16 protein-coding genes are annotated in these 14,803 nt (G+C 43.6%); 14 read left to right on the plus strand and 2 right to left on the minus strand.

All coding sequences use genetic code 11. The annotated features are described in order from the left end of the window. On the plus strand, positions 1–210 hold a 210-nt coding region (locus GZ63_RS18160; protein ID WP_198020939.1), incomplete at its 5' end, for a hypothetical protein. Positions 211–270: 60 nt separating this feature from the next. Here the strand turns inward: GZ63_RS18160 and GZ63_RS0112240 are convergent. Continuing rightward, positions 271–525 carry a YesK family protein gene (locus tag GZ63_RS0112240; protein ID WP_029269954.1) on the minus strand — a complete coding sequence of 85 codons (255 nt, stop codon included), beginning with the start codon at positions 523–525 and terminating at the stop codon, positions 271–273. A 585-nt stretch (positions 526–1,110) separates the two neighbouring features. On the opposite strand from GZ63_RS0112240, the gene GZ63_RS0112245 reads away from it, so the two are divergent. The 6 genes from GZ63_RS0112245 to GZ63_RS0112270 all read left to right on the plus strand — a co-directional run bounded on the left by GZ63_RS0112245 (position 1,111) and on the right by GZ63_RS0112270 (position 6,768). Next, positions 1,111–2,697, plus strand: a complete 1,587-nt coding sequence (locus GZ63_RS0112245) for an L-lactate permease (protein WP_029269956.1) — start codon at positions 1,111–1,113, stop codon at positions 2,695–2,697. Positions 2,698–2,796: 99 nt separating this feature from the next. Continuing rightward, positions 2,797–3,501, plus strand: a complete 705-nt coding sequence (locus tag GZ63_RS0112250; RefSeq protein ID WP_029269958.1) for a FadR/GntR family transcriptional regulator — start codon at positions 2,797–2,799, stop codon at positions 3,499–3,501. Between the two features lie 30 nt (positions 3,502–3,531). After that, positions 3,532–4,248 carry a (Fe-S)-binding protein gene (locus GZ63_RS0112255; protein ID WP_029269960.1) on the plus strand — a complete coding sequence of 239 codons (717 nt, stop codon included), beginning with the start codon at positions 3,532–3,534 and terminating at the stop codon, positions 4,246–4,248. Positions 4,249–4,260: 12 nt separating this feature from the next. After that, positions 4,261–5,685 (plus strand): LutB/LldF family L-lactate oxidation iron-sulfur protein, encoded by a 1,425-nt coding sequence (locus GZ63_RS0112260; RefSeq protein WP_029269962.1) that lies wholly within the window; start codon positions 4,261–4,263, stop codon positions 5,683–5,685. Beyond that, entirely contained in the window at positions 5,685–6,392 is a 708-nt protein-coding gene (locus tag GZ63_RS0112265; RefSeq protein ID WP_029269964.1) for a LutC/YkgG family protein, read from the plus strand. Before GZ63_RS0112260 ends, GZ63_RS0112265 begins: the two co-directional genes overlap by 1 nt. Positions 6,393–6,585: 193 nt before the next feature. Beyond that, complete coding sequence (locus GZ63_RS0112270) at positions 6,586–6,768, plus strand: hypothetical protein (RefSeq protein WP_029269966.1); 183 nt, start codon at positions 6,586–6,588, stop codon at positions 6,766–6,768. A gap of 203 nt (positions 6,769–6,971) precedes the next feature. Here GZ63_RS0112270 and GZ63_RS0112275 read toward each other — a convergent pair whose 3' ends face one another. Further along, positions 6,972–7,826, minus strand: coding sequence for a Cof-type HAD-IIB family hydrolase (locus GZ63_RS0112275; protein WP_029269968.1), 855 nt, complete (start codon positions 7,824–7,826; stop codon positions 6,972–6,974). A gap of 206 nt (positions 7,827–8,032) precedes the next feature. Between GZ63_RS0112275 and GZ63_RS0112280 the strand changes: the two genes are divergently transcribed. The 7 genes from GZ63_RS0112280 to GZ63_RS0112305 all read left to right on the plus strand — a co-directional run bounded on the left by GZ63_RS0112280 (position 8,033) and on the right by GZ63_RS0112305 (position 14,680). After that, the gene (locus GZ63_RS0112280) at positions 8,033–8,449 is read left to right on the plus strand and encodes a PaaI family thioesterase (RefSeq protein WP_029269970.1); all 417 of its coding nucleotides are present in this window, start codon (positions 8,033–8,035) and stop codon (positions 8,447–8,449) included. A gap of 152 nt (positions 8,450–8,601) precedes the next feature. Then, positions 8,602–8,733 carry a hypothetical protein gene (locus GZ63_RS18615; protein ID WP_264175934.1) on the plus strand — a complete coding sequence of 44 codons (132 nt, stop codon included), beginning with the start codon at positions 8,602–8,604 and terminating at the stop codon, positions 8,731–8,733. A 37-nt stretch (positions 8,734–8,770) separates the two neighbouring features. Beyond that, positions 8,771–9,613 (plus strand): glucose PTS transporter transcription antiterminator GlcT, encoded by an 843-nt coding sequence (glcT, locus tag GZ63_RS0112285; protein WP_029269972.1) that lies wholly within the window; start codon positions 8,771–8,773, stop codon positions 9,611–9,613. Positions 9,614–9,749: 136 nt separating this feature from the next. Beyond that, positions 9,750–11,765, plus strand: a complete 2,016-nt coding sequence (gene ptsG, locus GZ63_RS0112290) for a glucose-specific PTS transporter subunit IIBC (protein ID WP_029269974.1) — start codon at positions 9,750–9,752, stop codon at positions 11,763–11,765. A 128-nt stretch (positions 11,766–11,893) separates the two neighbouring features. Further along, the gene (locus tag GZ63_RS0112295) at positions 11,894–12,670 is read left to right on the plus strand and encodes a 3-hydroxybutyrate dehydrogenase (protein WP_029269976.1); all 777 of its coding nucleotides are present in this window, start codon (positions 11,894–11,896) and stop codon (positions 12,668–12,670) included. Positions 12,671–12,944: 274 nt separating this feature from the next. Next, positions 12,945–13,328 carry an aspartate 1-decarboxylase gene (gene panD, locus GZ63_RS0112300; RefSeq protein ID WP_029269978.1) on the plus strand — a complete coding sequence of 128 codons (384 nt, stop codon included), beginning with the start codon at positions 12,945–12,947 and terminating at the stop codon, positions 13,326–13,328. Positions 13,329–13,465: 137 nt separating this feature from the next. Further along, positions 13,466–14,680, plus strand: a complete 1,215-nt coding sequence (locus GZ63_RS0112305) for a threonine synthase (RefSeq protein WP_029269980.1) — start codon at positions 13,466–13,468, stop codon at positions 14,678–14,680. Positions 14,681–14,803 lie beyond the last annotated feature (123 nt).

The following is a 14,803-nucleotide window of genomic DNA, read 5'->3' on the forward strand; positions in this document are numbered from 1 at the left end:
CTTTATCGACCGGAGGGAGGGGATATCAACCGGAGGAGAGGCTTTATCGACCGGAGGGAGGGGATATCAACCGGAGGAGAGGCTTTATCAACCGGAGGGGTAGCTTTATCGACCAGAAGGAGAAAATTTCTTTTTAGAATCGATCGATGGCAGGTTTTCTGCGGATGCAGAAAACCAGCTGCATACGACGAGGAATGTCTGCGCGAGTAGGCGCATTATGGCTCGGCGTCTATATTGGACGGGGTTGTCCATTTAGCATCTATTGCTACTTCATTTTCTCACGATTCTTAGAGAGATGATTGCAAAAATCATTAATGTAATCGATAGAAATCCGTAACTCATCCCTTCCGTTCCGCGAATGTTAACGTAGCTGATAGAAAATATGATAACTGCTGCAATAACTGTTAGAATTCCGGGAAGCAATTGGAATACGATGGAAAGGTCTGATTTTTTTAACCACCGTGTAATAAAAAGCACAATAATCCCTAGAACAGCAGCGATTAGAATAGGTTTTACAATTACCATCAAAAGTCACCCTTCTTTTTTTGTATAAATCTGTCTATACTAAACAATTTTTCGTCAGTGGCAATATTTAATCTAGTAATACATAGCCGCTTCGGATACCCCTGCATCTATGTATCCAAGTTCCGAGCAGGGAACTTTTACCTCAAATAAGAACAAGATCACGCATGCGAAGATTGCAATACAAATGATCGTCCCAATCAAGCTGAATATTCAAATCTTGTTGGTCATTTATTTTTAGACTATACGTGTGTCATTGGTGTGTCAAGAAAAAAATCGGGAAGCGCAGGGAGATATCAACCGGATCCTGAAACTATCGCCCGGAACTGCCTTCATATCAACCGGATCCTGAAACTATCACCCGGAACCGTCATCCTATCAACCGGAGGGCTGTGCACATCGCTTGCGCCTCATGTTTTGATCGCATGCATCCCCCATCCCATTCATAATTTTTAAAATTTAAACATTGACACGATCGGATGGATTCGTTTACTATTTTAAGAAGACATCTAGTCATCAGATGACCAGTTGACTTAAATATGAAATCGCTTTATTTTTCTATAAAAAAGAATATGGGTGGGGATATTTTTGTTATTGTTAGTGGCTTTAAGTGCTATTATTGGGCCATTTATTTTTCTGGTTCTCTTGAGGATGTCAGCGGTGAAAGGGATGACATATAGTGCTGCTATTGTTATTTTGCTTGCGCTGACAGCATGGGGTATGGAAGGCAAAGTTGTGTTTGCCTCGATTTTACAGGGGACGCATAAGGCGTTAACGATTGTTTTTATTTTATTTGGTGCTATTGTTTTGTTGAATACGCTTCGGCATACGGGTGCGGTGGATCGAATTAATCAAGGGTTCCGCGGGATCACTGGTGATATGCGGGTGCAGGTGATTATTGTGGCCTTTTTATTTGGTTCTTTGATCGAAGGCGCTTCGGGTTTTGGAACGCCTGCTGCAGTGACGGGGCCATTAATGTTTGCGCTAGGTTTTCATCCATTGGCAGCGGCTACATTAGCACTTATTGCGGATAGTTCGGCAGTGCCGTTCGGTGCGGTAGGTACTCCTGTCAATGTAGGTTTAAGTAATCTTCCTGGTGCGGGTACTGCATTTTTTCATGATATTGCGGTAAAGACGACGATGGTTGATTTGTTTGCTGGGACGTTTATTCCATTTATACTTGTTATTATATTAACGATGTTTTTTGGGAAGGAGAAAAAACTATCCAACTTTCTTGAACTCTTGCCATGGACACTTATGATAGGAATTACATATACGGGATCTGCATTTGTGTATGCGATGTTGTTTGGACCGGAATTCATTTCGATATTTGCTTCGATTACCGGCTTGATTGTTGCTACACTAACAGCGAAGAAGGGCTGGTTGCTGCCGAAAAAGGAATGGAAAGATGCGCTAAAGGATGATTTTAAAGTAGATACAAAGCAGTCCGATATGAGTTTGGCAAAAGCTTGGTTTCCATACATCATTATGATCGCTTTATTGCTTCTTACAAGGGTCATTCCTGAGGTTACGGCGTTTACGCAGAAAGCGATCGACTTAACCTGGACAAATATTTTGGGCGTGGAAGGGATCACGTCAGACTGGGAGCTATTATATTCTCCGGGGGCAGTGCTTGTAATGTCTGCGATATTTGCTGTAATTGTGCAGCGGAAGTCTTTTTCCAATGTTGCGAAGGCATCGAAGGAATCATTGCTTTCTATTAAAACGGCTGGTGTTTCATTGATCGCCACCTTGGCTTTGGTGCAAGTGTTTACGAATTCCGGGATAAATGCGAATGATTTGACCAGCATGCCAGAGTATATTGCGCATGCACTTGCAAGTACGTTTGGGTCGATGTGGATTTTTGCAGCGCCTTTTTTAGGTGAACTAGGTGCATTTATTACGGGAAGTGCTACTGTATCGACACTGACATTTTCGCCAATTCAATTGAATATCGCGAATCAAACGGGAATAAATTCGGATCTTGTACTGGCAGGTCAACTCGTTGGAGCGGCTGCAGGTAATATGATCTGTGTGCATAATGTTGTTGCTGCTTCGGCAGTGGTAGGCATGTCCGGTAAAGAAGGAGATGTTATCAGAAAAACATTAGGTCCAGCGATCTTATATGGTATCTTAGGTGGAGTTGGAGGTTTTATTTTATTGTTTTTCTTATAGAAGAGAGCGGCTGTTTCCAGTGGGGATGCTCTGGTGCCTGGCACCACCCGAATTTGTCGAATTATAATTCGATGCTGAAAAACAAAGGGGGTAATGCAGTTGGAATATAAACCGATTAAACCGAAGAAAATCTATGAGGAAGTAGCGGACGCATTGATAGATTCGATCAAAAATGGCTATTTGAAGCCGGGGGATAAACTTGATTCAGTCGCGAAGTTGGCTGAGAATTTTCGTGTGAGTCAGTCCGTCATCCGGGAAGCGCTCAGTGGCTTAAGGGCGATGGGACTCATTCATATGCGCCAGGGGGAAGGAACATATGTGACAACGTATGATGCATCAAGATTTTCACTACCGGTGACGACGGCATTTTTGATGAAAAAAGAAGATGTAAAAGAATTATTTGAGGTCCGTAGAATACTAGAGGTTGGCGCGGTCGCCTTGGCGGCCACCAGCCGTCATGCAGATGACTTAAAGTTAATGGAAAAAAGACTTGAGGAAATGGTTGACGCGATTGGTGACGGGGAATTAGGTGAGCGAGCAGATTTTCATTTTCACCAGGCCATCGTAAATGCGACGCATAATGATATGTTGATCAACCTGCTTAATAGTGTTTCGGAGATGATGGTGGAGACCATTCGGGAAACGCGCAAAGTTTTATTATATGCAGAAGGAAGAGATGAACAATTATTGGCGGAGCATCGCGCGATTTATCAAGCGATCAAAGGTGGGGACGCGGATCTGGCGCAAAGAACCATGTTCGATCATATCGTTGGTGTGGAAGCATTGTTATTTAAATATATATAGACCTTACAAAAATATAAGAGGTGGAGTTTGATGAAAGTTTCATTATTTATCACATGCATGTGTGATATGTTGCGTTCTGACGTTGGTAAACATACGGTGGAGATTTTGGAGCGTGTCGGCTGCGAGGTTGATTTTCCGGAAGCGCAAACGTGCTGTGGTCAGCCGGCATTTAATAGTGGTTATTTGCAAGAATCAAAAGAAGCGATGAAACAGATGATGCGCGCATTTAAAGATTCGGAATATGTCGTTGGGCCGTCTGGATCTTGTGTTGGCATGCTTCGTGAATATCCGAAAGTTTTCAAAGGAGATGTGGAGTGGGAAGAGCCAGCCAAAGAGCTTGCGGCAAAGTCCTATGAGATTACCCAATTTTTGGTGGATGTGCTTGGCATAGAAGATGTTGGTGCGACATTTCGGGGAAAAGTTACCTATCATCCGTCTTGCCATATGACGCGTATTTTAGGGGTGAAAGAAGCACCGCAAAAGCTGCTTCGACATGTAAAGGGAATTGATCTTGTGGAACTTCCGCTTGCTGAGGATTGCTGTGGATTCGGTGGAACGTTTGCCGTGAAAAATTCCGTGATTTCGGCTGAGATGGTAAAGGAAAAAGCACAGCATGTTGCAAAAACACGTGCTGAATATTTGATCGGCGGCGATATGGCATGCCTGATGAATATTGGCGGTAGAATGAAGCGGGAAGGGAAAAATATCAAAATTGTTCATATTACGGAAGTATTAAATCATCGCTAAGGAGTGAGAGGAATGAGTTTGCGAATTGGAGATGCCTCTTTTGACAATCGTGTGGAAGATGGAATAAAAAATGATTTTATGCGTCAAGCTGTATCTTCTGCACAAGGTCGCTTAAAAAGCGGAAGGTTACATGCCGCAGAAGAGCTCGGCGATTGGGAAGACTGGCGTACATTAGGAGAAGAGATCCGCACACATACGATGGAAAACTTGGATTATTACTTGCAGCAGCTCAGTGAACAAGTAGCAAAGCGCGGCGGGAATGTTTTTTTCGCGGAAACAGCGGAAGAAGCTAATGCATATATCCAAAACGTTGTAAAAAAGAAAAACGGGAAAAAAGTAGCGAAGTCCAAATCGATGGTATCGGAAGAAATTGGGCTGAACGAAGCTTTACAAAAAGCGGGTGCGGAGGTCGTCGAAACGGATTTGGGCGAATGGATTTTGCAACTTGATGAAGATCCGCCGTCACATATCGTCGCACCGGCTCTGCATAAAAACAGACAACAAATCCAGGAGACGTTTGAGGAAAAGAAAGGTTATACCAAATCAGATAAGGCAGAAGAGCTTGCTTTATTTGCCCGCGAACAATTGCGCAAAGAATTTTTAGCAGCGGATATTGGCATCACCGGATGTAACTTCGCTGTTGCTGAGTCTGGAACGGTGACACTTGTGACAAATGAGGGAAATGCCCGCATGGTTACCTCTTTACCTGATACGCAAATAACGGTCATGGGAATGGAACGTATTGTGCCAACATGGGAAGAATTAGAAGTGCTTGTAAGCTTGCTGACGCGTTCTGCTGTTGGACAGAAGCTGACGAGTTATGTAACCTCAGTAACAGGTGCACGGCTGGAGGATGAAATCGACGGACCGGATGATTACCATTTGGTCATTGTTGATAATGGTCGGTCAAAAATACTTGGAACAGAATTTCAATCTGCACTTCATTGTATTCGCTGTGCAGCGTGTATTAATGTTTGCCCGGTTTACCGGCATGTCGGTGGTCATGCATATGGATCCATTTATCCCGGCCCGATCGGCGCGGTTTTGACACCACTGCTTGATGGGTATGACGAACATAAGGAACTTCCGTATGCATCCACCTTATGCGGCGCATGTACGGAAGCTTGTCCGGTAAAGATTCCGCTCCACGAACAGTTAATTCGCCACCGGGAAATCATTGTGGAAAAGGAAAACATGGCACCAAAGGGAGAAAAACTTGCTATGAAAGGTTACGCCAAATGGGCTTCCACCCCTGCTGCTTATAAAATGAGCGCGAAAATGGCACGGACCGCCCTAAAACCATGGACAAGAAAGGAAACGATCACGAACGGACCAGGTCCATTAAAGGGCTGGACCGATGTACGAGATTTTCCTGCACCAAGTAAACAAAGTTTCAGGTCTTGGTTTAAGGAAAGACAGAAAGGTGGCAATGCATAATGGCGATTCAAAATAGAGACGCTTTCCTGGATAAATTGGCGGGAAGACTCGGACGCCCGCGCCGGACAGAAGGTGTACAGCGTCCGGACTGGAGCGTGCAGCCACAGCTTAGAACACGCCAAGGCTATACGAAGGATGCATTAGCGGAAGTTTTGGCGAAACAATGTGAAGCGATTCATACGGACGTAAAGCTGACGGATCGCTCCGGTTTGCCGCAAGTTTTAAAAGAAACGATTACCGCTTATCAGGCGAAAACCGTTATTACAGCGAAGGATGATCGCAATGAGCAGTACGGATTGCGGGAAATGTTTGAGGAACTTCGGGAGAAAGAAATGGAAGTTCATGAATGGGATCCTGCAATTGGAAAAGAAAATCAAGTAATTGCGGAACGCGCAGATATTGGGATTAATTTCAGTGACATCACGCTTGCCGAATCCGGGACGGTAACATTATTGAATCATAAACATAATGGCAGATCGATCAGTCTACTGCCGCAAAAATTTATAGCAATTATACCAAAAAGCACACTTGTGCCCCGCATTACGCAAGCAGCAAAACAGCTTCATGAAGCAAACGAACAAGGAAATGACGTCTCTTCGTGTGTCAGCTTCATATCAGGACCAAGTAATAGTGCAGATATTGAAATGAATCTAATCGTCGGTGTGCATGGTCCTGTGGAAGCTACTTATATTATTGTGGATGAATGATGTTGGGGATAGGGTTGTTTTTCTGCTGAGGCAGAAAATGTTTGAAAATGAAGGTCGCGCAATAACACCGTCATCTCGCGCGGTAAGGCAGTTAGGTCGAGCGATAGGAAGAATTACTCGCGCAATAAAGTAAGAAAGTCGCGCAACACCAAGCCAAAGTTGAGCGACGCTCCTCCGTGTTATAAACTCTGGCGTGAAGCGGACGGAAGCATTAGATGGGGATCAATACCGTCATCAGGTGGAGCATATTTCAGAAGCCATTTTAAATGGCGATCCTCACCTTGATCATGACCTCGAAAATACACTAGCAAACATGCGGGCGCTTGATGCTTGTATGAAGTCCATGGACAGGGAGAAGAAAATCGTGCTGGACTAGTGCGGTGCACGTGCGGAAGATTAGACTTCCAAATAAGAGCGCCTCATCATGTCCGCGCTGGTGCTAAGTAATTAAGCCACCATGCTGCATTTCGAGCGAAAGAAAGCAGCTAAGATAAAACGCTATAAAACTGAATGAACCGCATGAAATCAAATTTTTACACCTTGATTTCATGCGGTTTTATTTATGCCACCTGAAAATTTTTATAACACAGCTTCAATCGCAAGAGCAACGCCATCTTCTTCGTTCGTTGCGGTGACGTGGGAGCAGTATGCTTTGATTTCATCTACAGCATTTCCCATGGCAACGGCGCGGCCTGCCCGCTTCATCATAGAAATGTCATTGTAATTGTCACCGATCACCATGACATCTTCCATGGAGATTCCTTTGCTTTTAGCATATTGCTCAAGAGCGACTCCTTTTTGGGCGTTCACATGATTAATTTCTATGTTTCCAGGGCCGGAAGAGCTGACTGCAAGGCCTGGAAATTCCTGAAGCTTTTCTTTTGCCTTTCGTAATTTTTCATCATGGAAAGAAGCTGCGAGCACTTTGGAAATTTCACTGTGATGCTTCTGGAAAACTTCATCATAGGAAGGGACGGTGCGGATGAATCCTTGTTCCGCTCTTTTTAGGACTTCGCTTCGAATCTTATCTGCGGCAGGCGTACCTTTTTCTGCACCAGCGATAAGGAGAAACATATCGATTTGTCTTTCTAAATCTCGTGTATAAATATATTGATCAATAAACAATTCATATTCTAAGCCCGCTGCTTGTAAAATGGGAAGCATCTGTTTAAGATCATCTTCCATGAGGTATGTTGCTGAAATGATTTTCCCGGATTCATCTCTGACTTCCGCCCCGTTTAAACAGATAAATGGCGGGTTCAATCTTTGTTCGGTAACGATTTGATAGGCTTCTGGGAAATTTCTGCCTGTAGCGATGATCACCTCGATGCCATTTGCTTTTGCTTGCAGGATTGCTTCTTTATTTCTGATACGGATGGTGTGATCCCTTGATAGCAGTGTTCCATCCATGTCGATTGCAATTAAACGAGTCATGATGTGTAGCTCCTTTGCTAAGAAATGTAAATGATGCTTACAGTATATCGTATTTATTGACGAACATGCTACTAACTACTTTAAAAGAAGTATGTCCTTATTTCATAAAAATGTGTAAAAGGCAGGAAATCTGTTGACGTATGACGAATAGGGTTAGTACCGTATTTATAACGAGACATAATTTATTGCAGGAAGGACAGATAAACATGATGAAAACGGTAAATTTGCATGATGTGATTCGCGGGGAAAGTGCTCCTCCGGCATGTGATACAACAATGGGCGTGAAATTAATCGAAGCCAAGGATGGGTTTGCGAAGGGCGTTTGGACCATTGATGAAAAGTTCATCAATGGAAACGGTGTCATTATGGGCGGATTCGTGGCAGGAGCCGCTGATATTATGATGTCGTATGCGATTACTTCGCTACTGACAGAGGAGCAGGCTTTTGCATCGATTAATTTGCAAACGACATTTCACCGTCCGACATTTCCAGGGGATGTTGATATAGAAGTGAACGTTGATAAATTTGGCCGTACGGTTTCCTATTTAACAGCGGAGCTAAAACAACACGACAAACTTGTTGGTAGTGCCGTATCCTCGGTGATGATTACACCAAAGCCGTAGTGTTCACAAATTTATGCTAAATCGGGTAAAAATGACTGGTACATGCTATTTTCATGTAGTAGTCATTTTCATTTGGATCGAAAAACAACCCATTTTTCATTGGAGCGTGATTGTAGTACAATTTGTACAGACGATGTGAGGGATTTACGTTTATGCATGCAAGTATGACGTTTATTTTACATAATTATTGCGGACATCGGTTCATCGTAAAAGAAGGGAAAGTATGGGGCGTGAAATCAATTGCCGTTTTACTTGCCCAACGTTTGGTCATTCCCGTGACGTGACAAGGTATGTAGTAAGCAAGTAAGGAGAAGGGCAGACGTGGATACGTTTATTGTGAAAAAAGTTTTAAACAATAATGTGCTGATTGCGAAAGATCGAGCGGAAGAGGAAGTTGTTTTAATCGGAAAAGGGATCGGTTTTCATACGAAGAAAAATGCTTTCATTCATGAAGAGGATGTAGAGAAATTATTCGTACTGCGCAATCAAAGCGAACAGGAACATTATAAACGTTTGCTTCCTGATATGGATGAAAAAATATTGCAGGCGATCATCGATTCGCTGGACATCATTCGAAGAAAGTCCAATGTCTCTTTACATGAACAGGTGCATGTAGCGTTAACAGACCATCTGCTATTTGCGATCAACCGTCTCTTAAAAGGGATGGAAATGAAGAATCCTTTCCTGACTGAAACCAAAGCGCTATATCCCTTTGAATATGAAATTGCAGCGGAGGTTGTTGATTTTATCAATCAAACGCTGGATATTGATTTACCGGCAGGGGAAGTTGGATTTATCGCCTTGCATGTGCATAGAGCGATAACGCGTATGGGCGTTTCGGATATTAACAAATATGCCCGACTTGTTACCACTTTAGTCGGAACGATTGAAGCGGAACTTAGTATCAAGATCGATCCAGACAGCATTCATTATATACGTTTGATTCGACATATTCGTTATACGATTGATCGGGTAGTCAAGGATGAGCATGTCGACGAACCGGCGAAAATTGCAATCCTGTTGAAACAGGAATATCCGATATGCTATAATTTAGCTTGGAAGTTGATAAAAATCATGCAGCAAACATTAAAAAGGCCCGTGTATGATGCGGAAGCGGTTTATCTGACGATGCATCTTGTGCGGTTAACAAGTAAATATGAATAATACGTGTTACTGACGCGATCAGGCATGAGTAAAAGGATTGGACAATGGTATAGGTGCTCTATATCTGTTTTGTCGTGACCTTCTTACTCATGCCTTTTTTAATGTTTGACTACGATAGATAAAGGAGTAAAGAGCTATGTTTAAAAAAGCATTTGGCGAGCTGCAAAAAATCGGGAAAGCATTGATGCTTCCAGTTGCACTGCTTCCTGCGGCGGGACTTCTGCTTGGCTTTGGTAACGCTGCCCAGCAGGAAACCATGCTGGAATATCTTCCGTTCCTTGAGGCGGACTGGATTCAAATGGTTGCAATGGTCATGGAAGATGCTGGTGGTATTATTTTTGATAATCTGGCTCTTATTTTTGCGATCGGTGTTGCGATTGGACTAACATCTGACGGGGCAGCGGGATTAGCTGCGATTGTTGGTTATTTAGTACTGAATCAGGTAATGAGTTCCTGGATAGGGGTAACGCCTGAGATGATTGAAGAAGATCCAAGTTTTGCGTCTGTGCTTGGGATCGATACACTACAAACCGGAGTATTTGGCGGAATTATTGTCGGACTGATTGCTGCGTTTTGCTATAATCGCTATTATAATGTTGAAATGCCGTCCTTTCTCGGTTTTTTTGCTGGAAAACGGTTTGTGCCGATTGTTACAGCGGCCGTGTCATTTGTTGCCGGAATTGTGCTGTTATTCATCTGGCCGCCCATTCAAGAGGCGATGAATGGTGCTTCCCACTGGCTGATTGAAGAAGGAACCTATATCGCAGTCTTTTTCTTTGGATTTATTAAGCGTTTGCTGATTCCATTTGGATTGCATCATATTTTCCATGCCCCATTCTGGTATGAATTTGGCTCCTACACATCCGAAGCAGGCAATCTGGTGCGCGGCGATATGTCCATTTTCTTTGCCCAGTTAAAAGACGGGGTAGAGATCACAGCGGGTAACTTTATGGCGGGAGAATTCCCGATTATGATGTTCGGACTGCCGGCTGCTGCTTTAGCAATGTATCACATGGCAAGGCCTGAAAAGAAAAAAGTGGTTGCAGGACTATTAGGTTCTGCTGCGCTAACATCCTTTTTAACTGGCATTACCGAACCACTTGAATTCTCATTCATGTTTATTTCCCCATTATTATTCGCACTACATGCGATTCTAGATGGAACGGCCTTTGTTTTAATGGCATTCTTTGACGTGAATGTTGGTTATACTTTCTCAGGTGGGGCGATTGATTTCGTGTTGTTTGGTATCTTGCCAGGGAAAGAACCTTGGTGGATCACCATTATACTTGGGCTGATTTTTGCCGTGATTTACTATTTCATTTTCAGGTTCTTTATTAAGAAATTTAACTTAATGACACCTGGGCGTGAGGAAGATAAAGAAGAACAGGAAGAAGCGAAAGGGGAAACTGGAGACTTAGCATATAACGTCCTAGAAGCGATGGGCGGACAAGCAAACATTGCACATCTGGATGCATGTATTACACGTCTTCGCGTTTCCGTAAATTCCATCAAGCGTGTTGATAAAGAAGAGCTACAAAATCTTGGTGCTGCAGGGGTGCTAGAAGTTGGCGATAACATCCAAGCGATTTTCGGACCTCGATCAGAGACCATCAAAGGACAAATGCAGGATATTATGGCAGGAAAAACACCGCGCGTAGAAGAAGCGGTGGAGCCTGAACAAGCGGAAAAGGAAAGTAAGGAAGCTGCATCAATAGAGACCTATGTTTCTCCACTGAAAGGGGAGATCGTACCAATTACAGAAGTTCCGGATCAAGTTTTTGCTGGTAAAATGATGGGAGACGGCTTTGCTATCAAACCTGAAGATGGAACGGTCTTATCCCCTGCAAACGGAAAAGTGATGAATATTTTCCCAACGAAGCATGCGATTGGTATTCAGTCAGATGGCGGAAAAGAAATCCTCATCCATGTTGGACTGGATACGGTACAGTTGAACGGGGAAGGTTTTCATATGCTTATTGAAGAAGGAGACCGTGTTGAAACCGGACAGCCTTTAATGGAAGCTGATCTAGCTTATATCGAAAAGAACGCGAAGTCTACCATCACGCCGATTGTCTTTACCAACTTAGCAGAAGGTGAAAAACTTATGTTAAACGAGGAAGCTGGCGTGTTTGAAGTGACGAAGGAATCGTAGACGTGGAATAGGACTTCATTGGCGGAATCATGGGCAGGAAATAAACTGCTCATGATTTGGTTTTTTTAGAAGGAAATACATAGTAAACTAGATAGTAAAAGGAAACGTGTGAAAAGGAGAGAAGAATCATGATCAAAGATAAAATAACGCTCATTACTGGTGCCGCCAGCGGGATCGGATATGCTGTAGCAAGGGAATTTGCACGCGGCGGAGCTAAGGTTATTTTGACAGACAAGAATAAGGAGGATGTTCAAAAGGCCGCTCAAAAGTTGCGAGAAGAGGGTTGTGCTGCATGGGGTTTTCAATGTGATGTTACCAAGGAAGAAGAGATCAAACATACGATTGAAGATACGGTTGATCGGCTCGGCCGTTTAGATGTGTTGATTAATAACGCCGGTATGCAGCATGTAGCAAGTATCGAAGAATTTCCCAAGGAGACCTTTGAACAGCTGTTATCCATCATGCTTACAGCGCCATTTCTCGGGATTAAATATGCTTTTCCGTTTATGAAAAAACAAAAATTTGGCCGAATTATCAATATGGCATCCATTAATGGGGTCATCGGATTTCAGGGGAAAGCGGGATACAATAGTGCGAAACACGGAGTGATTGGACTGACAAAAGTTGCGGCCTTAGAAGGAGCAAACCACGGAATAACGGTGAATGCGCTTTGCCCTGGATATGTAGATACACCGCTCGTCCGAAATCAGATGGAGGACTTGGCCAGAAATCGAGGGGTTGAAGTAGAGAAAGTGCTGGAAGAAGTTATTTATCCACTTGTCCCGCAAAATCGTTTGATCGAGGTGGAGGAGATTGCGGATTATATGATGTTTTTAGCCAGTGCTAAGGCGAAGGGTGTTACTGGGCAAGCAGTGTTGCTGGATGGAGGGTATACGGCGCAGTAGTGGGGTGAAGCGCCGATACAAGGATGTGAACGCTGCATACATGTCGCAAAACCGCTAAATGTTCCTACGCAAGCAGTTTATCGTAAATAGCAAAGCTTCCAAAACTTGCAGCCACTTCCCATCCTCCTTCGTGTTTTTTCTATGAAATTCTTCCAAAAGCACACATCTTGTGGAACAACCAATCATTCCACGCGAAATCCAACTGGTTCGAACATTATGACGATATAGATTTATCAACATGTTTTTTGTACGATAAACCTAAGGAGGAATTTGCATGCAGCGTTTAATGTGTAAAGGAAAAATTCATCGAGCTGTCGTGACAGAAGCTGATCTCGATTATGTAGGGAGTATTACGATCGATTCGAAACTCATGAAAGAGGCAAATATCAAGCCATATGAAATGGTTCAGATTACGAGCCTGCGAAATGCAACGAGATGGAAAACGTATGCATTGCCAGCTCCTGAGGGAACGGGGGAGATTTGCCTAAATGGTCCACCAGCACATCTGTTTTCGCCTGGTGATATTGTGATCATTCTAAGTTTAGCGCAAATGTCCGAGGAAGAAATCGAGACGTTACATCCGAGAGTTGTATTTGTGAATGAAAAAAATGAAATTACAACGGTAGAGGAACATGACTTACATTGGCCGGAAAGTTAGTCGGATGACATCCTGACGGAAATAAAAGTCGGAATATTAAGAAGATTTATAAGCTAGATAAGCTAGCAAGTCCCTTTCGCAGTAGCTTTTCCCTTTTGATGAAAGGATTACGAACAATCCCCAGAAGGAGTGTTTTGATGAAATTTTGGTTTAGCTGTAACAGTTGTAGGAAAAAACATCCCTTTCATTTAACAGAAACCAAATGCGGGTGTGGCGGAACATTAATGGTGGAGTACGATCTTGAGAAAGTTAGCCAAACGTTGACAAAGGAAAGTTTAAAAAGCCGGGGCACGTCGATGTGGAGGTATAAAGAGCTTTTGCCTGTGGAGAGTGCGCACCATATCATTTCTTTAGGTGAAGGATGGACGCCGCTTGTTCGAATGAAAAGAGCGGAAAAAGCATTTCCGGTGAAAAAATTATGGGTGAAGCGAGAAGAACAAAATCCGACGGGCAGTTTTAAGGCAAGGGGTTTTTCTGCTGCGCTTTCGATTGCCAACGAATATGGAATAAAAAAGGTGGCCGTTAATTCCAATGGCAATGCGGCCTCTGCATTAGCAGCATATGCCAGTCACGCCGAAATGGGGGCGGATGTATTTGTCCCGAAAGACTGCCCAGGACTCATCGTGGAGGAGTGTGTGCAATACGGGGCTAACACCTATTTAGTTGACGGACTCATTCACAATGCAGGTAAGATCATTGCGGATGGCAGGCGAGAGCAGGGATGGCATAATGTCGGAACACTAAAGGAACCAGGCAGAGCAGAAGGAAAAAAGACAATGGGGCTGGAGCTCGCGGAACAATTAGAATGGAACCTTCCAGACGTGATTGTTTATCCAACAGGCGGAGGCTCCGGGGTGATTGGTATGTGGAATGCGTTTAAACAATTAAAGCAGCTCGGTTTTATTGAAGGGGATCTTCCGCGCATGGTAAGTGTGCAAGAATCCGGCTGTCAGCCTGTTGTCGATACCTGTACTCGTGGGGGCGCATTCACCGCACAAAAGGATAATGTCATTTCCAGTCCAACCGGTATGCGTGTGCCAAGCCCGCCGGACGGGGAATTAATTGTTTCTATTCTATCGGAATCGGACGGTACGGCGATTGCGGTTTCCAAAGATGAAATCAAGCAAGCGCAAACTTCTTTTGGTAAACAGGGGATCTCCTCGTCACCAGAAGGAGCGGCTACTTGGGCAGGTTTTACTCGCTTAATCGAGCAAGGATGGATTGGAAAAGAGGATGAAGTTGTTTTATTTAATACGTCGCACGCCATGAAATACTTGCCTTGGAAGCAGCATCACATTCCAATTATAAAAACCTACCAGGATTGGTTAAACATTCAATATGCTGTTTCATAGATAAGAAGCCAGAACTGCTGGGTCAGCGGTTCTGGCAATTTTTATGACGGAGGCCAAGGAGATAGAAGCTGAGCATGCCCTCATACAACCAACTTTCGGGCAAGAAAAAAAGCTTGCAGCATG

The sequence above is a fragment of the Virgibacillus alimentarius genome, assembly GCF_000709085.1.
Classification (GTDB): domain Bacteria; phylum Bacillota; class Bacilli; order Bacillales; family Amphibacillaceae; genus Virgibacillus_B; species Virgibacillus_B alimentarius.

Coding starts and splice junctions, on each gene's coding strand:
- GZ63_RS0112280 (WP_029269970.1), top strand. CDS start 8,033: ATGATGAAAACGGTAAATTTGCATGATGTGATTCGCGGGGAAAGTGCT.
- GZ63_RS0112265 (WP_029269964.1), top strand. CDS start 5,685: ATGGCGATTCAAAATAGAGACGCTTTCCTGGATAAATTGGCGGGAAGA.
- GZ63_RS18615 (WP_264175934.1), top strand. CDS start 8,602: ATGCATGCAAGTATGACGTTTATTTTACATAATTATTGCGGACATCGG.
- GZ63_RS0112240 (WP_029269954.1), bottom strand. CDS start 525: ATGGTAATTGTAAAACCTATTCTAATCGCTGCTGTTCTAGGGATTATT.
- panD (WP_029269978.1), top strand. CDS start 12,945: ATGCAGCGTTTAATGTGTAAAGGAAAAATTCATCGAGCTGTCGTGACA.
- ptsG (WP_029269974.1), top strand. CDS start 9,750: ATGTTTAAAAAAGCATTTGGCGAGCTGCAAAAAATCGGGAAAGCATTG.
- GZ63_RS0112260 (WP_029269962.1), top strand. CDS start 4,261: ATGAGTTTGCGAATTGGAGATGCCTCTTTTGACAATCGTGTGGAAGAT.
- GZ63_RS0112295 (WP_029269976.1), top strand. CDS start 11,894: ATGATCAAAGATAAAATAACGCTCATTACTGGTGCCGCCAGCGGGATC.
- GZ63_RS0112255 (WP_029269960.1), top strand. CDS start 3,532: ATGAAAGTTTCATTATTTATCACATGCATGTGTGATATGTTGCGTTCT.
- GZ63_RS0112305 (WP_029269980.1), top strand. CDS start 13,466: ATGAAATTTTGGTTTAGCTGTAACAGTTGTAGGAAAAAACATCCCTTT.
- GZ63_RS0112275 (WP_029269968.1), bottom strand. CDS start 7,826: ATGACTCGTTTAATTGCAATCGACATGGATGGAACACTGCTATCAAGG.